Annotated in this window: 19 protein-coding genes; 15 read left to right on the forward strand and 4 right to left on the reverse strand. The window is 65.0% G+C overall.

Annotated elements, in window-relative coordinates:
* Positions 1-289: 289 nt before the first annotated feature.
* The 12 genes from ACRYRV_RS14500 (at position 290) to ACRYRV_RS14555 (ending at position 15,347) form a co-directional block, all read left to right on the forward strand.
* The gene (locus tag ACRYRV_RS14500; RefSeq protein ID WP_444984677.1) at positions 290-2,896 is read left to right on the forward strand and encodes a type VI secretion system Vgr family protein; all 2,607 of its coding nucleotides are present in this window, start codon (positions 290-292) and stop codon (positions 2,894-2,896) included.
* Positions 2,897-2,898: 2 nt separating this feature from the next.
* Positions 2,899-3,795 carry a DUF4123 domain-containing protein gene (locus ACRYRV_RS14505; RefSeq protein ID WP_444984676.1) on the forward strand — a complete coding sequence of 299 codons (897 nt, stop codon included), beginning with the start codon at positions 2,899-2,901 and terminating at the stop codon, positions 3,793-3,795.
* Positions 3,792-6,572, forward strand: coding sequence for a T6SS effector BTH_I2691 family protein (locus ACRYRV_RS14510; protein ID WP_444984675.1), 2,781 nt, complete (start codon positions 3,792-3,794; stop codon positions 6,570-6,572). The genes ACRYRV_RS14505 and ACRYRV_RS14510 overlap by 4 nt, the downstream gene beginning before the upstream one ends.
* 2 nt (positions 6,573-6,574) lie before the next feature.
* On the forward strand, positions 6,575-7,648 hold the full coding sequence (locus ACRYRV_RS14515) for a DUF6708 domain-containing protein (RefSeq protein WP_444984674.1): 1,074 nt from the start codon (positions 6,575-6,577) through the stop codon (positions 7,646-7,648).
* A gap of 103 nt (positions 7,649-7,751) precedes the next feature.
* Positions 7,752-7,958, forward strand: a complete 207-nt coding sequence (locus ACRYRV_RS14520) for a hypothetical protein (RefSeq protein ID WP_444984673.1) — start codon at positions 7,752-7,754, stop codon at positions 7,956-7,958.
* Positions 7,959-8,019: 61 nt separating this feature from the next.
* Positions 8,020-8,166, forward strand: coding sequence for a hypothetical protein (locus ACRYRV_RS14525; RefSeq protein WP_444984672.1), 147 nt, complete (start codon positions 8,020-8,022; stop codon positions 8,164-8,166).
* A gap of 2 nt (positions 8,167-8,168) precedes the next feature.
* Positions 8,169-9,236, forward strand: coding sequence for a DUF6708 domain-containing protein (locus ACRYRV_RS14530; protein ID WP_444984670.1), 1,068 nt, complete (start codon positions 8,169-8,171; stop codon positions 9,234-9,236).
* Positions 9,237-9,404: 168 nt separating this feature from the next.
* Positions 9,405-10,001: a DUF2345 domain-containing protein gene (locus ACRYRV_RS14535; protein WP_444984669.1), complete on the forward strand. Its 597-nt coding sequence runs from the start codon at positions 9,405-9,407 to the stop codon at positions 9,999-10,001.
* Between the two features lie 7 nt (positions 10,002-10,008).
* Positions 10,009-10,914, forward strand: a complete 906-nt coding sequence (locus tag ACRYRV_RS14540) for a DUF4123 domain-containing protein (RefSeq protein WP_444984668.1) — start codon at positions 10,009-10,011, stop codon at positions 10,912-10,914.
* Positions 10,911-13,628 carry a T6SS effector BTH_I2691 family protein gene (locus tag ACRYRV_RS14545; protein ID WP_445005902.1) on the forward strand — a complete coding sequence of 906 codons (2,718 nt, stop codon included), beginning with the start codon at positions 10,911-10,913 and terminating at the stop codon, positions 13,626-13,628. Before ACRYRV_RS14540 ends, ACRYRV_RS14545 begins: the two co-directional genes overlap by 4 nt.
* Positions 13,629-13,631: 3 nt before the next feature.
* Positions 13,632-14,687: a DUF6708 domain-containing protein gene (locus ACRYRV_RS14550; protein ID WP_444984665.1), complete on the forward strand. Its 1,056-nt coding sequence runs from the start codon at positions 13,632-13,634 to the stop codon at positions 14,685-14,687.
* Between the two features lie 210 nt (positions 14,688-14,897).
* On the forward strand, positions 14,898-15,347 hold the full coding sequence (locus tag ACRYRV_RS14555) for a hypothetical protein (protein ID WP_444984663.1): 450 nt from the start codon (positions 14,898-14,900) through the stop codon (positions 15,345-15,347).
* 21 nt (positions 15,348-15,368) lie between these two features.
* Here ACRYRV_RS14555 and ACRYRV_RS14560 read toward each other — a convergent pair whose 3' ends face one another.
* From ACRYRV_RS14560 to ACRYRV_RS14570, 3 genes are all read right to left on the reverse strand, one after another.
* Complete coding sequence (locus ACRYRV_RS14560; protein WP_253443462.1) at positions 15,369-16,559, reverse strand: vWA domain-containing protein; 1,191 nt, start codon at positions 16,557-16,559, stop codon at positions 15,369-15,371.
* A gap of 3 nt (positions 16,560-16,562) precedes the next feature.
* On the reverse strand, positions 16,563-17,417 hold the full coding sequence (locus ACRYRV_RS14565) for an AAA family ATPase (RefSeq protein WP_444984662.1): 855 nt from the start codon (positions 17,415-17,417) through the stop codon (positions 16,563-16,565).
* Positions 17,418-17,493: 76 nt separating this feature from the next.
* Positions 17,494-18,381, reverse strand: a complete 888-nt coding sequence (locus ACRYRV_RS14570; protein ID WP_444984661.1) for an NAD(P)-dependent oxidoreductase — start codon at positions 18,379-18,381, stop codon at positions 17,494-17,496.
* A gap of 166 nt (positions 18,382-18,547) precedes the next feature.
* Between ACRYRV_RS14570 and ACRYRV_RS14575 the strand changes: the two genes are divergently transcribed.
* The 3 genes from ACRYRV_RS14575 to ACRYRV_RS14585 all read left to right on the forward strand — a co-directional run bounded on the left by ACRYRV_RS14575 (position 18,548) and on the right by ACRYRV_RS14585 (position 22,792).
* Complete coding sequence (locus ACRYRV_RS14575; protein ID WP_444984660.1) at positions 18,548-20,011, forward strand: amidohydrolase family protein; 1,464 nt, start codon at positions 18,548-18,550, stop codon at positions 20,009-20,011.
* Positions 20,012-20,391: 380 nt separating this feature from the next.
* Positions 20,392-21,573 (forward strand): acyl-CoA dehydrogenase, encoded by a 1,182-nt coding sequence (locus ACRYRV_RS14580; RefSeq protein ID WP_444984659.1) that lies wholly within the window; start codon positions 20,392-20,394, stop codon positions 21,571-21,573.
* A 13-nt stretch (positions 21,574-21,586) separates the two neighbouring features.
* Positions 21,587-22,792: a CaiB/BaiF CoA transferase family protein gene (locus tag ACRYRV_RS14585; protein ID WP_444984658.1), complete on the forward strand. Its 1,206-nt coding sequence runs from the start codon at positions 21,587-21,589 to the stop codon at positions 22,790-22,792.
* Here ACRYRV_RS14585 and ppsR read toward each other — a convergent pair.
* Positions 22,789-23,622 (reverse strand): posphoenolpyruvate synthetase regulatory kinase/phosphorylase PpsR, encoded by an 834-nt coding sequence (ppsR, locus tag ACRYRV_RS14590; RefSeq protein ID WP_299316728.1) that lies wholly within the window; start codon positions 23,620-23,622, stop codon positions 22,789-22,791. The genes ACRYRV_RS14585 and ppsR overlap by 4 nt on opposite strands.
* Positions 23,623-23,649 lie beyond the last annotated feature (27 nt).

The raw sequence follows: 23,649 nt of genomic DNA on the forward strand, positions 1-23,649 counted from the left end.
GTCCGGGGTGTCCTCGATGGTCAAGCTGGGGCCGCCGCAAGGGCGGCATGATAGGCGCATTGTACGGCCAAGCGGGAAGGGCGGCAAAAATGCTTGGCTCTTTACGGGTCCTGGTCACCATGCGCCGCGAGTGCCGCAGGGAGACTCCCTGTAAGAGATCTCTTACACGTAATTAAGAGATGGCTTGCGCGCGGGGCGTCCTGTGGCCGGTGTGGGTGCCTGCCATCTTCCTGTAGGGTTCGGGTCTGACGAAAGGTACTGGATCAACAGGGAGATCGAGGCGATGCTCATGGATGGCGCAGACGCTTGGCTGGCCCACTTCGGGACGGGGCCGCTGCATCAGCACGAACGGCTGCTGACCCTGCGCCTGGGCGGCACCGACTTCGTGCCCCACCGCCTGGTGGGCGAGGAGCGCCTCTCGCGCCCCTTCACCTACACCCTGGACTGCGTCTCCCAGCGCGGCGACCTCGAGCTCAAGACCCTGATCGCCCAGCCCGCCGACCTGGCCATCCGCCAGGCCGACGGCACCTACCGGCCGCTCTCGGGGCTGGTGGAGTCCGCCGCCCTGCTCGGCGAGGATGGCGGCGTCTTCTACTACCAGCTCACCCTGGTGCCCTGGCTGGCCCTGCTCGAGCTCGGCCGCGACAGCCGGATCTTCCAGGACAGGAGCGTGGTCGAGATCCTCGAGGCGGTCTTCGCGGCCCACGCCGCCACCCTGGGCGAGGGGGTGGTGCGCTGGCGCTTCGACCTGCGCCGGGAGGTGCCGCCGCGCAGCTACTGCGTGCAGTACCGCGAGAGCGACTACCACTTCGTGCAGCGGCTGATGGAGCAGGAGGGGCTCTGGTGCTACTTCGAGCACGCCGGCGAGGAGGACGACGCCAGCGGCCACTGCCTGGTGATCACCGATGACGCCGACACCTGCGCCCCGGTGGCGCCCCAGGCCATCCGCTTCCACCGCCAGGCCGCCACCGAGCGCACGGACACCCTGACCCAGTGGGGCGGGCGCCGCCGCCAGCAGCCCACCCGGGTCAGCCTGGCCACCTTCGACTACAAGCAGCCGGCCCTCGATAAGCGCACCGGGCTCGACACCGTCGGCGACCAGGGCAACCTGCCGCCCCTCGAGGCCTACGACTATCCCGGCGAGTATTACTACCTCGACCATGGCCGCGGCGAGCGCCTCACCCTCAACCGCCTGGAGGCCCTGGAGTCCCGGGCCAAGCGCTTCCACGGCGCTGGCGGCGCCCGTCAGCTCCAGGTCGGCCGCTGGTTCGAGCTGACGCAGCACCCCCGCCATGACCATGGAGACAGTAGCGAGCGCCAGTTCCTGGTGCTCGGCCTGACCGTACACGCCGAGAACGCCCTGCCGGTCTCGGCCCACCTCAAGGCCCTGCCCGGCAGCCTGCAGCCGCAGCTCGACGCCGCCCGCCGCGCCCATGGCCTCGACCACGCCGAACGCGACGACTACCGCCAGGCCGGCACCGGCCACTACCTGGTCGAGCTCGAGGCCCAGCGCCTCCATCAGCCCTATCGCAGCGGCCTCGACCACCCGCGCCCGGTGGTCGGCGGCCCCCAGACCGCCCTGGTGGTCGGCCCCCCCGGCGAGGAGATCCACACCGACCCCCTCAACCGGGTCAAGGTGCAGTTCCACTGGGACCGCCACGCCCATGACGAGGGGCAGGGCAACGCCAATGCCAGCGCCTGGCTGCGCGTCGCCCAGCCCAGCGCCGGCGCCGGCTGGGGCGGGGTCTTCGTCCCCCGCATCGGCCAGGAGGTGATCGTCGACTTCCTCGAGGGCGACCCCGACCGGCCGCTGATCACCGGGCGGGTCTACAACGGCGACCAGACCCCCGAGTGGCACAGCCACGGCCTGCTCTCCGGCTTCAAGACCAAGACCTACCGCGGCCACGGCTACAACGAGCTGGTGTTCGACGACGCCACCGACCAGGAGCGCATCAGGCTCAACTCCGAGCACGCCAGGAGCCAGCTCAACCTCGGCTACCTGATCCACCAGCACGGCAACCGCCGCGGCGCCTTCCGCGGCACCGGCTTCGAGCTGCGCTCCGACGCCTACGGCGCCATCCGCGCCAACGAGGGGCTCTACCTCACCAGCTGGGGCCAGCTCGGCGCCGGCGGCGACCAGCTCGACCTCAGCCCCGCCACCCAGCAACTGCAGAGCGCCTGGCGCCTGGCCGAGAGCCTGAGCGACAGCGCCGTCGAGCACCGCGCCGAGCCCCTCGCGGCCCGCGAGCACCTCAAGCAGGCCAGCGACGACACCCAGGCGACCTACGGCCAGGCCGGCGACGCCGACCCCGACCACGCCACCGCCCAGGGCGCCAGCCAGGGCGGGCGCGGCGAAGCCGCACGCCTCAGCGCCCCCTGGCTGCACCTCGCCTCGCCGGCGGGCATCGCCCTGAGCACCCCCGAATCCAGCCACCTGGCCCAGGGCCGCTCGCTGAGCGTGACCAGCGGCGAGGACATCAACCTGGCTGCCGGGCGCAGCCTGATCGCCTCGCTCTCCGAGAAACTCTCGCTGTTCGTGCAGCGCGCCGGCATCAAGCTGTTCGCCGCCCGGGGCAAGGTCGAGGTGCAGGCCCAGAGCGACAACCTGGAGCTGACCGCCGAGAAGGACGTGAAGGTCGCCTCCACCGAGCAGGCCATCGACTTAAGCGCGGCGGAGGAGATCCTGCTGGTCTGCGGCGGCGCCTACGTGCGCCTCAAGGGCGGCGACATCGAGGTCCACGCCCCCGGGCGCATCGATGTGAAGGGCGCCCAGCACAGCTTCGGCGGCCCGGCGCGCCTGGGCGAGGCCCTGCCCGAACTGCCGGAAGGGGGGTGTGAGAAGCAGTTTGCCAGTGCCGACAAGGCATCTGCCGGCACCGCACCCGTAGGACGTTGAACATGGCGCAGCATCCACGGCAAGTCACAGGCGCCTGGCCGATGGTCAAGATGGCTGCCTTCAGCTCGAATCTTCTCGAGCGGTTCCAGTTCGCATTGCTCAACCCGTTAAGGGTTCAGGCACAGGACTGGAAAGACCTCCCCGTACAGCCCCTCGAAACGGTACCGGCACCCGTGCGCCCCCATCGTCTGCCTCAACTGGTCGACCTCGATAAGGTGACGGCATCGCAACAGGGCGAGCTCATGGGCCGTGCCGAGCGCTATCGCAGGCGCGGGGTATCCTTTTTTTCGGCGCTTATCGTCAGTGAGAAAGGCTTCGATACCACGGCCGCTCACTTGCGCCGGCAGCTACTGCAGCGTCGGCCCGGCAACCGCCAATACTGGTGGCTTCGCTACTACGACCCAGACGTATTCCGCCACCTTCTCTGGCTGCTCACCATCGAGCAGCTCAAGCGCCTGCTGGGGCCGGTCACTCACTGGTCATGGCCCGATGCCCAAGGGAGATGGCAGAGCATTGAGCGTCCAGGTGAAGGGCCTGTCATCGACTGGCTGGAGCTGAATCGACAGCAGTGGGGCACTCTCGACCGCGTTGCCGCCCTGAACCAGAGCCTACGCCGCCTGGCCTCTACGGCTCCGCAGTGGCCACAGGACGCGGCGCACTGGCAGTGGCTGGATGAGACCATGCGGTACGTGGACGAGACCTTCGGCCTGCCGTTGGAGGACCAGCAGTGTCTGGCCGAGAGCGCTGCCGAACATCATCCCGATCTCGTAACACACCCGGGTATACGCCACCTCCTGGAACAGTCCGCCCATGGTGCGCCTGGTTTCGCCGCACGCCTGGGGCATCTGGATGAGACAACGTGGAATACCATCATCTCTGACCTGAGGAGCATGACATGAGCAGTGACAGCGGCCGGCCGGATTGCAACTTCTGCGGTGGGGGCGGGTTGCCGATCCTGCCGGTGCGCTACGCCGTTGCACGTAGTGACGCACCCAGTACTGATGTGCCCGAGGTGCCAGAAGAGCTGAAGGATGAAGCGGTTTCCCGCATCAGCCTGCCGGATGGCCAGCACTACACGCTGCGGCTCCTCAGGGAAGGGTTTCTCTACCTTTACAACGCAGCGAGAGGGCGCTGGCAGGGTTACCATGTCACCCGGGAAGGTTTTCTCGCCCGGTATATCGACGTCACGCACCGGGAACTGCTGGCATTCGACCCGGATGCCCCGGGCGTACTTGATGCCGAGATCAACGCGCCTATCGAAGACGATGAATTCCCCTGTCGCGCCAACCCTGAGCATGTCTATCCTGGCCGCTGTGTAACGATTCCCGCTGCCGATGAAGCCGATGATATTTACATGACGTTCTCGGACGATCGCTGGACCAAGCGGGTCTGGAAGGAATATGCCACCAACCGCAATGGCCGCCGCGATACCATGCGCCGCCTCTCCCTGCCGCAGTGGAAGGGCGGCGATGGGCGCTATGTCAAGCCCTTGGCTGAGCTCGGTAACTATCTGGCAGAGGCCGCCTTCTCATGGACCATGCAGCAACCGCGGCGGGATGATGAAATCGGCGAGACTGCCACCCCCGAGGTCCACGCCCTGAGCCACAGCCAGGCGCCGGTCAACGGCATGAGAAACGATATCGATGGCTTCGTGAGCTGGACGTCGCGACAGGCCGAACCGAGTGGCATGACGCCGGCGCTCTTCGTGCTCGACGATGCGGCAGGGGTGACCAGTGATCTCGCCAGCCTGCTCGAGGTGCGAGAGGAAGAGTTCAACCAGCGTGAGCTTCTTCATCGTCCCTTCGTGACGGCAGGCGTCGTCAATGCGCTGCGCGACGGTATCCAGGAGAGGGCACGGATTGAGCATGTCGACAGCATCGTCGAGAGGCGGCTGCGTGATGAGTACTACAACAGTTACGGCGGCCCTCCCGGCATGGAAGCCAGCTTGAAGGCCCGCTTCGAGCACCGCCAACGGGAAAACGCCGAATTCAGGCAAGAAGTCGATGACTTTCAGCTTGACGTGATTGATAGCATCAGCGACGCAGAGCTCGATGACAAAGGCAATTCTGCGTGGCGAAAGTACGGCGATAAGCTTCGAGACGACGAACCCGACAAGTGGATGCAGGATACCTACCAGCCTGCGCTTGCAGAATACGACACCGAGACCATGCGTCCGCTGGTCGAGGCCTACCTGGCGTGGCTGACAGGTGGTGAGCTGCTGGCCTACCTGGACAGTCGCTTCGATGACCGCAACATCGAGTCGGGCATCACCTTCGTTTCGGTCGTCTCCGCCGCTTTGCTGGGCACCCAGAGCTACGCACCCGCGTTCAAGCAATATGTGGTGTGGCTCTCCTCCGACGACATTGCCAACGACAACCTGCTGCTCAGGGCGCTGTGCCTCAACCATGAGGCGCTGCGGGAGCAGGTGCTGGCTGCCGCCGACGCAGCGGCCAACGTTCGGCAAGCAGAACGCCAAGGAGAGGCGGGAGACGTCTTCAGCACGCTCTCCTGGGGGACCTTGATTGCCAGCTTCACCGGTCTGACCGCAGGCTTGCCCGACGAGATGGTCTCGCCTGCCTGGCTGGTCGGTCGTCTGCTCGGGCCGATGATGAGTGCGGTCAACGGTGAGCATCTTCCTCGGCCCCTGCTAGTGGCACTGGGTGTGACCGCCGGGCAGCCGGTGCGTGTCTTCCGTCAGCGAGCCACCACCCTGAAACAAGCGATTCCAGCACTGAGTAACAAGCTGAGACACCTCTACCCCCAGCTCGAACAGGTCGACCAGCAGCGTTTTCAGCGCAAGCTGGAAATCGAGACACGCTCGCTACGGCAGATGAGCAACGCCGCTGCCGGTCAGCAGGACATCGTGTTTGCGGTGCGCCAGATCGAGTTGGGAACGCTAAGTGATTACGGCGCCGAGACCCGGCTGATCAATCAGTCCATGGGGGCACTGGAGCCGATGTCAGACATTGGCAGCCGAGGTGGCGTAGGTGAAAAGCTTGGCACGCTGGTGGCCAATCGCCAGGTCTCGGCGGGGGTATTGAGTGCGTTCTTAGCGATCTGTGCCTTCAACAGCTACCTATCGAACATGGACCGGCTGTTGGATGCTCCGGCTCGCCAAAAGGGGCGTCTGATGGGCGCGGGCCTGGCGGCCAGCGGGGCGGGGCTGGAGTTGATCGCCGCGACCCTGAGCCAGGCCAGGCGGGCCTTCGTGACCTCGAACCACCTGTTGGTAAGTGCACAGCATGTAGCCCTGCGCTGGGGGCTTCGCTTCGGGCTAGCTGGGGGGCTTACTTTAGGAGTGATGGATATATGGGAGGGAGTTGAAAAGTTGGATGACAAAGCGTGGACAATGGCGGGGCTATATTTCATATCGGGGTCATTTACTATCGGAGCAAGCCTTTTTGTCTTTTTGGCTGCAGCAAGTACCGCCGCCAAGGCAGCGGGGGGGGCAGGTATACTCGCTGGCCTATCCGTGGTGGGCTTATGGTGGGTAGCGGGTGTGCTTGGCGTTATCGCCATAGGAGCGACGATCGCGATCTGGTGGTTTACCGAGGATGATCTGCAGGAGTGGTTGGCACAGGGTGCCTTTGGCGTGCGTGGCAAGCTGGGCTTGGGTACGGCGGCATTGGCAAGCGAGATGCAGCGCCTCGAGGCCATCACTCAGGAAGGAAGCTGAGAATGCGTACCACCGCCAGGGATTTGTACAATCTCTATATTCGGGCCAACTGGGGGTTCTCCAGTACCCTGACAAAGATGCGGGGCTTCGGCAAACATAGTTCCCCACTGATGAGACAACAGAAAGCACCGGATATTGACGCTGGTCGTTTCAATGATTCGGTGATCGCAGTCAATTCCACCTTTCTGGAAGTCGTCGATTCCGGGAATCGTTTGCGAGGTGTCAATTCTGCTTTCGGACTTATGGGGACGGTCCCGCTTCTTTTAGGCTTGGGAGGATTGCTTTATATACTTGTTGCTAAAGGCGGGGAAGTGCCTGGTATATTTTTTGCTATTTTTTGGCTTGCTATTGTGGTGATATCTGTTTTGATTTTGCCCGCGGCGAATACTCTTGTCCGCTGGGATATGTTCCGCAAGACTCACTATCCCATGCGTTTCAACCGGGTTGATCGCAAGGTCTACGCCTGGTCCCAGGACATGGGGGTGGTCACCATGAACTGGGACGATATTCACTTCTATCAAAGCAAAGCTTCTGCCTCGGAGGAGCGGCGTGGTATGGGGCGTGAAGAGGTGCGTGGCTATGTCAAGGATGATGCCGGCAATATCGTGCATCATTTGGTCTTTTTTAAATATGAAGGTGGCAAGATGATGCGCGGCGCGCTGGAGATCTGGGAGCTGGTGCGCCGCTATATGGAAGAACCGGACGGCCATGTTCAGGCCTATCGGGTCGACCAGCGCGTGCTGGCATTGGAAGGGCGGCGAGAAGGTTTTTTCGACTCTCTGACCCAGGCGACCCGCATTATGGCCGACTCGCGTCTCTTCCAAGTGGTTTTTGCGCTGATGGTCGCCTGGGCCGGCACGGGCCGCATCCTTGCCAAATGGACCTGCCGGGTACCGCGCTGGCCGGAGTGGGTCGAGGAAAAGTGCCAGGTGGCCCCGGACGACCCTTATGTGCGCAATCGCCAGAACGAGCGCCCGCTCAAGGCCGGAGAAGCCCTCTGGCCGCTGTTCTGCTTTCTGCTTGGCTGGGCGCAGGCGTTGACCATCTTCTACTTCCTGTTCCGGGGGTACTTTTGAGACGCCGCGTCCTGCTCGACCGTCTGAGTAAAGTCCCCAGTCGACCTCAGAAGACTGTCTCTGTCGGGCTGCTTATGCTTGACTTCAACATCAGCAAGGAGACTTGATTATCAAGTACGTTAAAGGATTCCTGATTATCTACGCCATCTTGGCATCCGTGGTGCAGATGGTCTTCGGCTTTGCGCTCATGACCGGCCGCGCCACCTCCGACAGTGAAGCGATGGCACAGTTTGCGCTGAGCACCGCGATCCCTGCACTCGTCCTGGTTGCTGTCATCACCCTCTGGGAGCGCCGCAGGAACCGCTCATGAAGACCTGGCCATCATCGTCTACGCCTTTTGCCTGCTCGTCTTGATTGGCGACGACCGGACGATGGCGATCTGGCGGTTTACCGAGGATGACATGGAAGAATGGTTGGCCGAAAGTGCCTTTGGTGTGCGCGGCGAGCTGGGCTTGGGCACGGAGGTGCTGGAGACCGAAATGCAACGCCTCAAGGCCATCACTCAGGAAGGAAGCTGAGAATGCACACCACAGCTAGGGACTTTTTCAATCTTTATATACGGGCCAACTGGGGATTCTCTAGCACCCTGTCGAAAATACGAGGCTTCGATAAGCATAACCCCTCACTGGAGAAACAGCAGAGAGTACCGGGAATCGAAGCTGGCCGCTTCAATGATTCGGTGATCACGGTCAACTCCACCTTTCTGGAGTTCGTCGATTCAGGGAATCGCTTGAGAGGAATTAATTCATTTTTTGGAGCGGCCGTATTAGCTGTAACGCTATATCTAACTTTTCTAGCAGCAGTGGCTCTTCTGAAGTATGAATCACTACCTGCGATTGTATACGTTATGATGGCATTTTGTTGCTTGGTGCTTTCTTTTATATTTGCCATTATGAATATGCTGATTCGCTGGGATATGTTCCGCAAGACCCATTATCCCATACGCTTTAATCGGGTCGACCGCAAGGTCTACGCCTGGTCGCAGGATATGGGCGTGGTCACCATGAACTGGGACGATATTCACTTCTATCAAAGCAAAGCTTCTGCCTCGGAGGAGCGGCGTGGTATGGGGCGTGAAGAGGTGCGTGGCTATGTCAAGGATGATGCCGGCAATATCGTGCATCATTTGGTCTTTTTTAAATATGAAGGTGGCAAGATGATGCGCGGCGCGCTGGAAATCTGGGAGCTGGTGCGCCGCTATATGGAAGAACCGGACGGCCATGTTCAGGCCTATCGGGTCGACCAGCGCGTGCTGGCATTGGAAGGGCGGCGAGAAGGTTTTTTCGACTCTCTGACCCAGGCGACCCGCATTATGGCCGACTCGCGTCTCTTCCAAGTGGTTTTTGCGCTGATGGTCGCCTGGGCCGGCACGGGCCGCATCCTCGCCAAATGGACCTGCCGGGTACCGCGCTGGCCGGAGTGGGTCGAGGAAAAGTGCCAGGTGGCCCCGGACGACCCTTATGTGCGCAATCGCCAGAACGAGCGCCCGCTCAAGGCCGGAGAAGCCCTCTGGCCGCTGTTCTGCTTTCTGCTTGGCTGGGCGCAGGCGTTGACCATCTTCTACTTCCTGTTCCGGGGGTACTTTTGAGACGCCGCGTTTCGAAGGTGGCGAGTGGAGAGCGCTAGGATGGCATCTTTTCTACGTACAGGCTCGCGGATGATCCCGTGAGCGTCAGGCCCCCCCCGCTGCGGGTAGCGATGGCACGGCTCGGTCTGTGCCTTCGGGAGTAGCCGCCGCCCGTCGATATCTTATCTGGTGCAACACGGATGTTGCGCTCACCAACTACTCGCCAGGGAAGGCAGCCAAGGTGCCTTTCCCGGCGGTAGCGTGGCCCGTTGCCATCTCGCCTCGCCGGCGGGCATCGCCCTGAGCACCCCCGAATCCAGCCACCTGGCCCAGGGCCGCTCGCTGAGCGTGACCAGCGGCGAGGACATCAACCTGGCCGCCGGACGCAGTCTGATCGCCTCGCTCTCCGAGAAACTCTCGCTGTTCGTGCAGCGCGCCGGCATCAAGCTGTTCGCCGCCCGGGGCAAGGTCGAGGTGCAGGCCCAGAGCGACAACCTGGAGCTGGCCGCCGAGAAGGACGTGAAGGTCGCCTCCACCGAGCAGGTCATCGACTTAAGCGCGGCGGAGGAGATCTTGCTGGTCTGCGGCGGCGCCTACGTGCGCCTCAAGGGCGGCGACATCGAGATTCACGCCCCCGGGCGCATCGACGTCAAGGGCGCCCAGCACAGCTTCGGTGGCCCGGCGCGCCTGGGCGAGGCCCTGCCCGGACTGCCGGAAGGGGGGTGTGAATCCCAGCTGAAGGGCGCCGACCAGCAGCGGGCGGGCGCCACCGCCCTGGGGGGGTGACGGCAGGATGCAAGAGGTTCGGGAGCCAGCCGATATCGAGAGGGCCGATGCGCTGCCGCTGGCGTGGCTGCAGACGCACTCCTACGCGCTGCTCAATCCGCTGACGGTGGACATCGCCGCCTGGGCCGACCTGCCCGGGGAGTCGCTGGTTACCCCGAGCGTCAATGCCCGACCGCATCTGTTGCCGCAGCTCATCCATCTGGAGGCGCTGTCGGCCGAGGCTCGGGCGGCACTGGCCGAGCGCATCGAGCAGCACCAGCGGCGTGGCGTGGCGTTCTTCTGCGCCTTGCTGGAAAGCCGCGCTCCCGCGGCACGGGTCGCCCAGCATTTCAAGCGCCACCTGGAACAGCGCCGCGCGGGGGACAAGCGGCGCTGGTGGCTGCGGTTCTACGACCCCCACGTCTTTCGTCACCTGTGCTGGCAGCTGGAGGCCGAACAGAGGGACCGCCTGCTAGGGCCGATCGACGCCTGGTGCTGGCCGGATACGCAGGGCCACTGGCACTGCCAGCGGCACCACTCGGATGAGACGCCTGGCGTGCTCCATCTGCTGCTCAGCCGAGCGCAATGGGCCCGCATCGATCGGCTGGCCTTGCTCAACCGTACCCTGGACGCCCTGGCGCTCATGGAGCCGGCCCGAGAACAGGACGAGGCCCTGTGGCGGTGGGTCGATGCCCTGCTGGAACGGGCGGAGCGTCAGCGACTACCCGACGAGGAGGATCGCCAGCACTACGCCGAGCAGGCGGTACGGTTTCACCCACAGATTCACATCCATCCAGAGCTCCAGGCCCGTCTCGCCCGCGTTCGTGAACAGGGCAGCTCTTACCGGGCGGCCTGCGCCGATCTCGATCAGGCCAGGATGGCCAGCATGGCCGCCGAGCTGGATGGCCAGGACAGACGCAAGGAGGCTCGATGAGCGACGCGACCCAACAGCAATCCATCGCGGCATGCCCCTATTGCCAGAAGGGGGGATTGCCGATCCTGCCCCTGCGCTATGCCATCACCCGCACCGATAGCGAGAGTGGCGAGCCGGTCGGGCCGCCGCTGAGCGCGCCCTTCGGCGCCGGCGTGGCCGATATCACCCTGCCGGAAGGGCAGACCTACACCCTGCGGCTGCTGCGGGGTGGCTATCTGTATGTCTTCAACGAACTGCGCGGCAGCTGGTCCGGCTACGTGGTGACGGAGCGGGGCTACCTGTTTCCCTATGTCACGGAGGTCCGGCATGACGTCCTGGCGGCGATGGACCCGCAGCAGGTTCAGGGCGGGATCGATGCCCTGCTGCAACCGCCGCCCCGGGAAGAGGAGTTCAGCTGCACGCTCAACCCGGACCATCACTACCCGGGACGCTGCATCACCATTCCCAATGCCGATGAGGCCGGGGATATCTACCTGGCCTTCTCCGATACCGCCTGGACCAAACGCGTTTGGCACGAGCACGCCACCAACGCCGAGGTGGGCGACGGCGGCCTGCGGCGGCGGGACCACATGCGAAAACTCTCGCTGGTCGAGTGGCGTGGCGGTAGCGCCGAGCATGCCGCCCCGCTTGGCGAGCTCGAGGAGCGCGTGGCCGAAGCCGGCTATCCCTGGCAATTGCCCAATCCCATGCTGCAGTTTGTCGCCTGCGAGGAAAACGGCGCTGCAACGTCGACTCCCTTCGGCCATAGCCTGGCGCCCATGAATGGGATCGGAGGGTGGCAGGCCGAGGGGCTGCAGCGATGGGCCAATGCCCAGGCCGAACCGCTCGACACGCCACCGGTGATGGTGGCGCTGGAGGACCCGGTGGGTATCGCCGCCGATCTGGCGGTGCTGATGGGAGTGAGACTGCACGAGAAGATGGCCGACCCTGCCCACGCGCGACCGTTGGCGATCTCCTCGGCCATAGCCAATATCCGCCAGAGTATTCGTGATGACGCCGAGAACCGGCAGATCTATCGCACCGAACGCAGGGCCTATCAGTTGGTTTATGGAGGAGGCCATGGGGCTGGCGGGGCAGCGCTAGCAGGAGCATTAAGCACCAGAGTACGTGAACGGCAGCAGGAGATGTTGGAGCGCTGGCGCGATCCCACCCCCGAGCAACTTGCAGCTGCCCGAGACTCTGCCTGGAGCGATTACAGCAGCAAGCTCGACAAGCCGAGGCTGGAGTCTTGGGAGAGTACTTGGCAAAAAGAAATGCAGGCGTTTGACACAGAGCAGCTGGCGCCGCTGGCTAATGCACATGTGCAGTGGATGCAGGGCGATAGTCTCTATGAACAGCTGGACGCCCAGCATGATGACCTGAATCCCGACTCCGGTGCGGCCTTTGTCGATACGCTGCTGCTATGCATTCAGGACACTCAGGAGTATGCCCCTTGCGCAGCGCTTTACGAGCGCTGGCTCTCCGCGACGGCCGTTGAGCGGCGCAACCTGTTGCTGAGAGCCCTGGGTTACAACCAGGAGCTAATACTGAAACAGTGGGAAGGGCAAGTGCGGGGTGGCCTACAGCCGGAAGCGTTGCGTGGCCTCCCGTGGGATGCCCTGATAACCGGCTACGGCGAGACGCTTGATGCACTCAGTGATGGAAGCCAGAACGCAGTGGTGCGGCTGACATCAGCAGTGGGCGGCCCCTTCGGTAAGGTGGCCGCTAGCGCGGTCGATCGGGTTGTAGGACCGGCATTGGTGGCAATGGGCGTCATTGCCCGTGCGCCAGTGATGCTGGTAGATGTGACGATGGGCAAAGGGCAAGCGATTGCAGAGCTGGTCGCTCGTATGGTGGCAATCAATCCCGAAGTGGGAACACTGGACGATCTGAACCGGGCGATCGATATACAGATGCGCAAGGCGCGCATCTTTGGCACCCCCGTCGAAGGTACCGGCCGGCACCGCTACCTGATCATGGCCGATCCCAGGGTCGTTGGAGATTTTCCCGGGAAGGATGACCAGGGCAATGCCCGCCGCTTTGCCAAGGCCGTGATCCTGACCTCGGAGGATCGTAAGGAAATGACACGTTTGCGCTGGCGTCAGCTTCTGCCCACCGAGGCAGGATTGGGCGTGGTAGCCGGCATACTGCAGATCATCGCGCTGGGCAAGCTGGCCGATGACCTGGCCAATAGCTTGGAACACGAGAAGAACGAAAACCGCTGGCGGTATCATGCCGGCATCGCGGGTTTGGTGGGAGTGCTGTCAGAGACAGTGGGCAGATGGTCGGAAAGTGCCTCTCAGGCAGGCAGTCGACTGGGGCGATTTATCGAACGTTATCTCGGTCGCTTCTTGCGCTTTGCTGGCAGGGGTTTGGGCATCGGCGTGGGAGGTGTGATGGCCATATGGGATGGTGTTAGGGGGTGGAAGGAGTTGAAGGAAGGTAATGCAGTAGGGTGGCTCTACTTTGCAAGTATGGGGTCGATGTTGATTGCTACTGTGGCATTTACAAAGCTAGGTGCAATGATTTTTGGTGCTGCCTCTACCGGCGTGGGTATCGTTTTGGTAGTGCTGGTCATCGTTATTGCCGTCTTGATCGAGATATTCAAGGATAACAAGGTTAAGGATTGGCTGGAGTGCTGCTATTTCGGGAAGTTTGAGGAAGACGAGCGCTACCAGAATCCTGAATTGGAAGTGCATGAACTCGAGCTTGCCCTTAATGAGATGAAAGGCTGATACATGGATTACGCTGGACTGGATTACCGCAATATTCGCTTTCCCGTGGATCGCCCGCTGACCGAGGCCGAGCGCGCGGTACGTTATCAGCAGAAGAAGGCGCGCAGCGCGCCGCCGATGGATTTTTTGTCGGTGATTGGATTTAACAGCAACTATATTGATCTGGTGGATCGCTGGTATTCGATCAAGGGGTTCAATACTTGGGTTGGGGCCTTGGTTGTTCTGCTTTCCATCGGGGGGTGTGCGGGTATATATATTGCCCTCTTTTTTTCTGGCCGCACTGCACCCTTGGAAATGGTCGACTGGATTGGATTAAGCTTTTTGACACCACTTTTCCTGGCAATGATTTGGGGTGGCTGGTGGCTGATACGAACCGAATGCGGTCGTTGGACCCACTATCCCATGCGTCTGAATCGCAGGACGCGTCAGGTGCACGTCTTCCGTCAGGACGGCAGCGTACTGACGGTGCCATGGGACTCACTGTTCCTGACATTGGGAAAGGAGAAAAGCCCGCTGTCTGGTACTACCTATGACCTGCGCGCCCATGTTCTCGATGCTGATGGAGAAACGGTGCGCGAGTCGTTTTCACTGGGATATCCCTCACCGTTGGGCAACGCTGATTCAATCGACAAGTTCTGGGCCTTCCTGCAGCCCTATATGGAGGCTGAAGATGGCGTAGAGCGCACCTGGCGCTATCTCAAGGACGACGCCGGGTATCTTGTGCCGGTGGATGGGCGCAAGGAGGGCTGGCGATGGAGCATTGTACGTAGCTTCATGCTGGGCGCTCACTGGCCCTATCTGCAGTTGGTGTTTGCTCCTTTCCTGGGCCTGAATACCATTGGCCGGATGTTTGCGATGTGGACCAGCAAGGTGCCGCAGTGGCCTGAGGAAGTGGAGCGGGAGAACCCGGTGGAGGTGGATGATTCCTATGTGCTGACCTGGCGCGACAACGGCCCGATTGGCTGGTGGGAGCTCTACTGGCCGCTGATCTGCACCGTCATTGGCGTCGGGGGCTACGTCGGTGTGATCGTCTGGGTCGTCTCGGGCCTGTGGCGCTGAGTGTCGCGATTGGCGCAGGGCAAGGGCTATCGGCTTGGCAGCCGCAGGGACCAGGCAGGTGAGGGCGGCCAAGCCTCACGCCACACTGAAGTCGACGTTGGTGCAGGTGGGGGCTGTGGTAGACTCCCGTGATTATGCCCAGTGCCGCGGGCTTCGGCAGTGCCTGTCCGCGACATCGACCCCATCGTGATCCTGGAGCCCATTACTGCCATGTCCAGCACTCTGCGTCGCGGCCTGACCGGCCTGGTCCTCGGTGTGTCCGTCACCGCCCTGGTGGGCTGCGGTACCGTCTTCCACCCCGAGCGCAAGGGCCAGGTGAGCGGCCGCATCGACCCGGTGGTGGCGATCGCCAACGGCGTCGGCCTGCTCTTCTTCATCGTCCCCGGCGTGGTCGCCTACGCGGTCGATTTCTCCAACGGCACCATCTACCTGCCCAGCGGGCACACTTCGGCCGGCGTGGATGCCATGCGGCTGGAGGAGGGCATGGACGTCGCCTCCCTGGAGCGGCTGCTCTCCGAGAAGACCGGCAAGGCGGTGAGCCTGGACAGCGAGCTGATGAGGGTCGAGGAGGTCGCGAGTCTGGACGAGGCGCTGGCCCTGGTGCGCATGGCCGGCATCGACGACGAGGCCCGGCTTGGCAGGAGCACCGACGACGCTTGAAGGCGCCGGGCACCCGTCCGGCTACTTTGCCAGGTCCCGCATGGCGCTCTCCAGCCCCTCGAGGGTCATGGGGTACATACGGTCGTCGATCAGCTGGCGGATCAGCTGGGTGGAGTGGGTGTACTCCCAGGCGCGCCGCGGCATGGGGTTGAGCCAGGCCAGGCGGGGGAAGGTGTCGACCAGGCGCCTGAGCCACACCGCGCCGGCCTCGTCGTTGAAGTGCTCGACGCTGCCGCCGGGGTGGGTGATCTCGTAGGGCGACATGGCGGCATCGCCGACGATCACCACCTGGTAGTCCTCGCCGTAGGTGTGCAGCACGTCCATGGTCGGGATGCGCTCGGTGTGGCGCCGCGACTGGCTCTGTGCGTTGCTGCGCCACACCCCCTCGTAGAGGCAGTTGTGGAAGTAGTAGGCCTCCAGGTGCTTGAACTCCGAGCGCGCCGCGGAGAAGAGCTCCTCGCAGGTGCGGATGTGGTCGTCCATGGAGCCGCCCACGTCGAGCAGCAGCAGCACCTTTACCGCGTTGTGGCGCTCCGGGCGCATCTGCACGTTGAGCAGGCCGGCGTCCCGCGCGGTCTCGCGGATGGTGGCGTCGATGTCGAACTCCTCCGCCGCCCCCTGACGGGCGAACTTCCTGAGCCTGCGCAGCGCCATCTTGATGTTACGCGTGCCAAGCTCCAGGGAGTCGTCGTAGTCGCGGAAGCGCCGCTCGTCCCACACCTTCACCGCCCGGCGGTGGCGGGAGCCCTCCTGGCCGATGCGGATGCCTTCGGGGTTGTAGCCGTAGGCGCCGAAGGGGCTGGTGCCGCCGGTGCCGATCCACTTGTTGCCGCCGGCGTGGCGCTCCTTCTGCTCCTCGAGGCGCTTCTTGAAGGTCTCGATCAGCTTCTCGAGGCCGCCCAGGGACTCGATCTGTGCTTTCTCCTCCGCGGAGAGCTGTTTCTCGAACTCCCGGCGCAGCCAGTCGTCCGGGATCAGCGCCTCGATGGCGGCGTCGAGGTTCTCGAGCCCCTCGAACCAGGCGGCGAAGGCGCGATCGAAGCGGTCGAAGTGGCGCTCGTCCTTGACCATCACGGTTCGCGCCAGCTGGTAGAAGGCCTCCATGTCGGCGAATACCACGCCGCGCTCCACCGCGGCGTGGAGATCAAGCAGCTCGCGCAGCGACACCGGCACCCCGGCACGCTTCAGGGTCTCGAACAGGCCGATAAACATGGATTAGCGCCTCTGGTTGCCCTGGCGACGCAGCATGAAGGCCAGCCGCTCCAGCAGCTGGGTGTCCTGCTCGTTCTTGACGAGGGCGCCGGCCAGCGGCGGTATCGCCTTCACCGGGTCGCGCTGGTAGAGCGCCTCTCGGGCCAGTTCGTCTGCCATCAGAAGCTTCAGCCAGTCCACCAGCTCCGAGGTGGAGGGCTTCTTCTTGAGGCCCGGCGCCTCCCTGAGCTCGAAGAACACCTCCAGCGCCTCGCCCACCAGCTTCGGGGCGATGTCGGGGAAGTGCACGTCGACGATGGCCTGCATGGTCGCCCGGTCGGGGAACTCGATGTAGTGGAAGAAGCAGCGGCGCAGGAAGGCGTCGGGCAGCTCCTTCTCGTTGTTGGAGGTGATGACGATGATCGGGCGGTGGCGCGCGGTCACGGTCTCGCCGGTCTCGTAGACGTGGAACGCCATGCGATCCAGCTCGTGGAGCAGGTCGTTGGGAAACTCGATGTCTGCCTTGTCGATCTCGTCGATCAGCAGCACCACGCGCTCGTCGGCGGTGAAGGCCTCCCACAGCTTGCCGGGCTTGATGTAGTTGGCGACGTTCTCCACGCCCTCGACGCCCAGCTGGGAGTCGCGCAGGCGGCTCACCGCGTCGTACTCGTAGAGCCCCTGGGCGGCTTTGGTGGAGGACTTGATATGCCAGGTGATCAGCCGCGTGCCCAGAGAGGCCGCCAGCTCCTCGGCCAGCAGGGTCTTGCCGGTACCCGGCTCGCCCTTGATCAGCAGCGGGCGCTCCAGGGTCACGGCGGCGTTGACCGCCTGTTTCAGGGCCTCGGTGGCCACGTAAGTGGAAGTGGAATCAAACGCCATGGAGTGTGTGCCTCGACAGATCGTCAGGAGTGGGGATATTCGAACAAGTGTACGGAAGGGCGGCGATGGCGACAAATCACGCCCGCTGCGTCGGGCGGTAGGCCTCCACCAGGATCGCCGGGTCCTGCTCAGCGTGGCCACGGGTGGAATGGGCGCGCATCAGCTGGGCGGCGAGGGCGCTCATGGGGGTGGCGCTGCCGCTGCGCTGGCTCTGGGCCACCGCCAGGTCGAGGTCCTTGAGCAGGGTGCGCAGGTGCCAGGGCGGGTCGGCGAAGTCGTTCGCCGCCATGCGCGGGGTGAGGATCTGGAAGGGCCTGGAGTCCGCGAAGCCCCCGGAGAGCGCCTCGACGAGCCGGCTGGCCGCCACGCCGCTGGCCTCGGCCAGCGCTACCATCTCGGCGAGCACCGCGGCCTGGCAGCCCACCACCATCTGGTTGCACACCTTGGTGACCTGGCCGGCGCCCACCGGGCCCATGTGGGTGACCCGCGCGGCCATGGGGGCGAGGGCCGGGCGGATGGCATCGATGGCGTCCGCCTCGCCGCCGGCCATCATCACCAGGCTGCCGGCCTCGGCGCCGGCCACCCCGCCGGAGACCGGGCAGTCGATCCAGCCCATCCCGCACTGCGCCTCGAGCCGTGCGGCGAAGTCGCGGGTGGCCGCCGGGTCGCTGCTGGAGAGGTCGATCAGGGTCTGGCCCGGGCGTCCGTGCGCCGCCACGCCGCCCTCGCCGAACACCACCTGCTCCACCACGGCGGTATTGGCCAGGCAAAGCATCACCACCTCCACGCTCGCCACCAGCTCGCCGACGCTGGCGGCCACCCGGGCGCCGGCCTGGCCCAGCGCCTCGGCCTTGGCGGGGGTTCGGTTCCAGGCGGTCACATCGAAGCCGGCCTCCAGCAGCCGGCGGGTCATGGGGTCGCCCATCAGGCCGATGCCGATGAAGCCGAGTCGGGGTTGCGTCACGAGCTGCTCTCCATCCGGGAAAGCGTCAGAATGCGCGACCGAGCTTTCGGCATCAAGCGCATCGGCCGCGAACGGGGCTGGCCGCCGCCAGAAGAGCGCGCTAGTGTCAAACGCTGACCGCGCGGACGCCAACCGGCCGCGCCACGCCATGACGAAGGAAACCGCCATGCCTCAGCCGCTTCAACCCACCCACCTCGCAGGGCTTCACACCCACGGGGCCTGCTGCTGCGGCTCGCCGCTGCTGCAGCGCTTCCACGCGCGCATGATGGCGGAGATCAGCCGCCGCCACTTCCTGGGCGGAACCGCCGCCGTCATGGCGCTGTTTGCCGGCCTGCACGCCCCCTCCGCGGTGGGGGAGGCGCCGAAGGAGCGCGAGGGTCCGCTGCTGCTGACCCGCCTGCGTCTGTTCGACGGCAGCGGGGCGCCGCTGCGCGACGATGTGGCGGTGCGGGTGGAGGCGGGGCGCATCGCGGCGCTGCTGCCCGGTGACGCCGACCCCGAAGGGGCCGAGGTGATCGACTGCGGCGGGCGGGTGCTGATGCCGGGGCTGATCGACGCCCACTGGCACACCACCCTGGCGGGCATCACTCAGGTGGCGGCGATGACCGCCGACGTGGGTTACGTGCATCTGGTGGCGGCCCGGGAGGCGGAGCGCACCCTGATGCGCGGGGTGACCAGCGTGCGCGACGTGGGCGGGCCCTCCTTCGCGCTCAAGCGCGCCATCGACGAGGGCATCGTGGCCGGTCCCAGGATCTTCCCCGCCGGCGCCATGATCTCCCAGACGTCGGGCCACGGCGATTTCCGCCTGCGCCACGAGGTGCCCCGCGGCAGCGCCACGCCGCTCAGCGAACAGGAGCGCCAGGGGGTGGCGGCGATCGCCGACGGCGAGGCCGAGGTGCTGCGCCGCACCCGGGAGCAGCTGATGCTGGGCGCTTCCCAGATCAAGCTGATGGCCGGCGGTGGCGTAGCCTCCACCTACGATCCCCTGGACAGCACCCAGTTTACCGAGCGCGAGCTGCGCGCCGCGGTGGAGGCCGCCGAAGACTGGGGCACCTATGTGATGGTGCACGTCTACACGCCGCGGGGAATCCAGCGCGCCCTGCGGGCGGGGGTGCGCTCCATCGAGCATGGCCAGCTGGCCGACGAGGAGAGCGTGCGCATGATGGCCGGGGAGGGCGCCTGGTGGAGCCTGCAGCCCTTCCTGCAGGACGAGGACGCCAACGTCTATCCCGACGCCGCGCGCCGCGAGTCCCAGCGCCGGGTCGCCGAGGGCACGGTGCGCGCCTATGAGATGGCCCAGCGCTTCGACGTCAAGACGGCCTGGGGCACCGATATCCTCTTCAGCCCCCAGAACACGCCGAACCAGCTGCGCCACCTGGCCAAGCTCACCCGCTTCTACGACCCCCTGACGGCCCTGGCCATGGCCACCGGGCGCAACGGCGAGCTGCTCGCGCTCTCGGGTCCGCGCAACCCCTATCCCGGCACCCTCGGGCGCATCGAGCCCGGCGCCCTGGCGGACCTGCTGGTGGTCGACGGCGACCCGAGCCGCGACCTCGACTTCCTCAACGACCCGGAGCGCAACCTGCGGCTGATCATGAAGGGCGGGCGCATCCACAGGGAGCGACTGTGAGTCACTCGTCGGAGTCGGGCCCCGTCGACTGGCGCCTGATACTGCCTCGCCATGGCGCATTTCGCGCCTGCGGGGCGCCCGGATGGTGCAGTGCCGCACGCCGCGGCTTCGCTGGAATGCCTGTCTGAGGCCGCGGGTTCTCCTATCCTTTTGTAAGTAAAGCGGTCTTCTGACTTCTGGCCCGCTCTTCGCAATAGCAAAGGCATGATCGCTGAATCACCCGGCGATCCACGAGTGAGCTGGCGTGCTCCACCTGGTCCCCTTCGGGGGACCTTTTTTATGCCTGGCAGCCTGGGTTTATGCTTGGCAGATCGACCCCTTTGGTCTACATTAATCAAAAATGTAGAAATTAATCCTTGAGCCGCCACGGAACCTACGCCATGAGCCAGATCACCCCCGTCACCTGGGAAGACCCCTTCCGCCTCGTCGACCAGCTCACCGAAGACGAGCGCATGGTCCACCAGACCGCCCACGACTACTGCCAGGAGAAGCTCCTGCCCCGGGTGCTGGAGGCCAACCGCCACGAGATCTTCCACCGCGAGATCATGAACGAGATGGGCGAGCTCGGCCTGCTGGGCTCCACCATCGAGGGCTACGGCTGCGCCGGGCTCAACTACGTCAGCTACGGCCTGGTCGCCCGGCAGGTGGAGCGGGTCGACTCCGGCTATCGCAGCGCCATGAGCGTGCAGTCGAGCCTGGTGATGTACCCCATCCACGCCTTCGGCAGCGAGGCCCAGCGCGAGAAGTACCTGCCCAGGCTGGCCATCGGCGAATGGGTCGGCTGCTTCGGCCTCACCGAGCCAGACCACGGCTCCGACCCGGGCGGCATGGCGACCCGCGCCACCCGCACCGACGGCGGCTGGCGCCTCAACGGCACCAAGACCTGGATCACCAACTCGCCCATCGCCGACGTCTTCGTGGTCTGGGCCAAGGATGACGAAGGGGTGATCAACGGCTTTATCCTCGAGAAGGGCATGAAGGGCCTCACCGCGCCCAAGATCGAGGGCAAGTTCAGCCTGCGCGCCTCCATCACCGGCCAGATCGCCATGCAGGACGTGGAGGTCTCCGACGAGGCGCGCCTGCCCAACGTCACCGGCCTCAAGGGCCCGTTCTCCTGTCTCAACCGCGCCCGCTTCGGCATTGCCTGGGGCGCTATGGGCGCGGCCGAGGCGTGCTGGCATGCGGCACGCAACTACACCCTGGAGCGCAAGCAGTTCGGCCGCCCGCTGGCCGCCAATCAGCTGATCCAGAAGAAGCTGGCCGACATGCAGACCGAGATCGCCCTGGGCCTGCAGGCGGCGCTTCGCGTGGGGCGCATGATCGACGATGGCCAGCTGGTGCCCGAGGCGATCTCGCTGATCAAGCGCAACAACTGCGGCAAGGCGCTGGACATCGCCCGGGTGGCCCGCGACATGCACGGCGGCAACGGCATCAGCGACGAGTACCACGTGATCCGCCACGTGATGAACCTCGAGGCCGTCAACACCTACGAGGGCACCCATGACGTCCACGCCCTGATTCTCGGTCGCGCCCAGACCGGCCTCCAGGCCTTTACCGGGTAACAGGGAGCCCAAGATGAGCGGACCGCTGGAAGGCATCACGGTGCTCGACATGTCGCGGGTGCTGGCGGGCCCCTGGGCCGGCCAGCTGCTCGCCGACCTGGGCGCCCGGGTGATCAAGGTCGAACACCCCGAGCGAGGCGACGACACCCGTGGCTGGGGGCCGCCCTGGCTGGCCGAGGGGGACTCCCTGGAGCAGGTGGCCGCCTACTACCTCTGCGCCAACCGCGGCAAGCAGTCGTTGGCCGTGGATATCGCCAGCGAGGAGGGGCAGGCGCTGGTGCGCCGGCTGGCCGAGGGCGCCGATATCCTGCTGGAGAACTTCAAGGTGGGCGGGCTTGCCAAGTACGGCCTCGACTACGCCAGCCTCCAGGCGCTTAATCCGCGCCTGATCGGCTGCTCCATCACCGGCTTCGGCCAGGACGGCCCCTACGCCCACCGCGCCGGCTACGACTTCATGATCCAGGCCATGGGCGGGCTGATGAGCCTCGGCGGCGAGCCGGACGGCATGCCGATGAAGACCGGGGTGGCGATCACCGACGTCACGACCGGGCTCTACGCCACCGTGGGGGTGCTGGCGGCGCTCCAGGAGCGCCGCCGCACCGGGGTCGGTCGCCATGTGGATGTGGCCCTGCTCGATGTCCAGGTGGCGACGCTGGCCAACCAGGCCCTCAACGCCCTGGTCGGCGGGGAGAATCCCGAGCGCCACGGCAACGCCCACCCCAATATCGTCCCCTACCAGGCCTTCGCCTGCGCCGATGGCCACCTGGTGCTTACCGTGGGCAACGACGCCCAGTTTGCCCGCTTCGCTCGGCTGCTCGGCCACCCCGAGTGGGCCGAGGACCCGGCCTACGCCACCAATGCGGCGAGGGTCGGCAACCGCGAGGTGCTGGTGCCGCTGATCCAGGCGATCCTGATGACGCGTGGCCGCGATGAGTGGCTCGCCGAGCTGGAGGCCAGGGGTATCCCCGCGGGGCCCATCAACACGCTGACCGAGGTCTTCGACGATCCCCAGGTGCTGCACCGCGGGATGCGCCGCACCCTCAGGCGGGGCGAGCTTGAGGTGCCCCAGGTGGCCAGCCCCCTGCGCTTCGACGGCGAGTCCGCCACCAGCGCGGTGGCGCCACCGCGCCTCGGCCAGGACAGCGATGCCATCCTGGCCGAGGTGGGCCTGTCGCCGGACGATATCGCCCGGCTGAGAAGGGCCGGGGTGGTGCGTTAGCGGGGCGAGAAGCGGCGGGTCAGCCCCATCTCGGCGATCATCCGGGTGGAGATCTCCTCCACCGAGAAGCGGGTGGTATCGATGCAGGGGACGTGGAGCTGACGATAGAGGCTCTCGGCCTGCTCGACCTCCTGCATGCACTGGTCCATGGAGCTGTAGCGGCTGTTGGGCCGGCGCTCGTGGCGGATCGCCGCCAGCCGGCGCGGGTCGATGGTCAGCCCGAACAGCTTGTGGCGGTGGGGCGCCAGGGCCTTCGGCAGCTTGAGGGTGCCGTCCTCGTCGAGGTCGTCCTCGGTCAGGGGGTAGTTGGCGGCGCGGATGCCGAACTGCAGCGCCAGGTAGAGCGAGGTGGGGGTCTTGCCGCAGCGCGATACCCCGACCAGGATCACATCGGCCTTGTCGTACTGATGAGTGCGGGCGCCGTCGTCGTTGTCCAGGGCGAAGTGCACCGAGTGGATGCGGTCCATATAGACCTCATCGGTGCCGATGGCGTGGGTGCGGCCGACGCTGTAGCTGGAGCGGGTGCTCAGCTCCTGCTCCAGGGGCTCCAGGAAGGTGGAGAAGATGTCGATCTTGAAGCCTTCCGCCTGGCGGATCACGTCGCGGATGCGGGTATCGACGATGGTGTCGATGATGATCGGCTTCTCGCCATCGTGCACCGCGGTGCCGTTGATCACCTCCACCAGGTTCTCGGCCTTCTCGACAGAGTCGATATAGGGCTTGGTGACCATGCGGATCTCGACGTTCTCGAACTGTGCCAGCAGGCTGCGCCCAAGGCTCTCGGCGGTGATGCCGGTGCCGTCGGAGATGAAGAAGGCGGTACGGGTCATGTGGTAGCCAACGTCTCGTGGTGAAAG

The sequence above is a fragment of the Halomonas mongoliensis genome (assembly GCF_052496345.1).

Excerpts from the sequence above, each read along its gene's own strand:
- ACRYRV_RS14500 (WP_444984677.1), top strand. The coding sequence starts at position 290 with ATGGATGGCGCAGACGCTTGGCTGGCCCACTTCGGGACGGGGCCGCTG.
- ACRYRV_RS14505 (WP_444984676.1), top strand. The coding sequence starts at position 2,899 with ATGGCGCAGCATCCACGGCAAGTCACAGGCGCCTGGCCGATGGTCAAG.
- ACRYRV_RS14510 (WP_444984675.1), top strand. The coding sequence starts at position 3,792 with ATGAGCAGTGACAGCGGCCGGCCGGATTGCAACTTCTGCGGTGGGGGC.
- ACRYRV_RS14515 (WP_444984674.1), top strand. The coding sequence starts at position 6,575 with ATGCGTACCACCGCCAGGGATTTGTACAATCTCTATATTCGGGCCAAC.
- ACRYRV_RS14525 (WP_444984672.1), top strand. The coding sequence starts at position 8,020 with ATGGCGATCTGGCGGTTTACCGAGGATGACATGGAAGAATGGTTGGCC.
- ACRYRV_RS14530 (WP_444984670.1), top strand. The coding sequence starts at position 8,169 with ATGCACACCACAGCTAGGGACTTTTTCAATCTTTATATACGGGCCAAC.
- ACRYRV_RS14540 (WP_444984668.1), top strand. The coding sequence starts at position 10,009 with ATGCAAGAGGTTCGGGAGCCAGCCGATATCGAGAGGGCCGATGCGCTG.
- ACRYRV_RS14545 (WP_445005902.1), top strand. The coding sequence starts at position 10,911 with ATGAGCGACGCGACCCAACAGCAATCCATCGCGGCATGCCCCTATTGC.
- ACRYRV_RS14550 (WP_444984665.1), top strand. The coding sequence starts at position 13,632 with ATGGATTACGCTGGACTGGATTACCGCAATATTCGCTTTCCCGTGGAT.
- ACRYRV_RS14555 (WP_444984663.1), top strand. The coding sequence starts at position 14,898 with ATGTCCAGCACTCTGCGTCGCGGCCTGACCGGCCTGGTCCTCGGTGTG.
- ACRYRV_RS14560 (WP_253443462.1), bottom strand. The coding sequence starts at position 16,559 with ATGTTTATCGGCCTGTTCGAGACCCTGAAGCGTGCCGGGGTGCCGGTG.
- ACRYRV_RS14565 (WP_444984662.1), bottom strand. The coding sequence starts at position 17,417 with ATGGCGTTTGATTCCACTTCCACTTACGTGGCCACCGAGGCCCTGAAA.
- ACRYRV_RS14575 (WP_444984660.1), top strand. The coding sequence starts at position 18,548 with ATGCCTCAGCCGCTTCAACCCACCCACCTCGCAGGGCTTCACACCCAC.
- ACRYRV_RS14580 (WP_444984659.1), top strand. The coding sequence starts at position 20,392 with ATGAGCCAGATCACCCCCGTCACCTGGGAAGACCCCTTCCGCCTCGTC.
- ACRYRV_RS14585 (WP_444984658.1), top strand. The coding sequence starts at position 21,587 with ATGAGCGGACCGCTGGAAGGCATCACGGTGCTCGACATGTCGCGGGTG.
- ppsR (WP_299316728.1), bottom strand. The coding sequence starts at position 23,622 with ATGACCCGTACCGCCTTCTTCATCTCCGACGGCACCGGCATCACCGCC.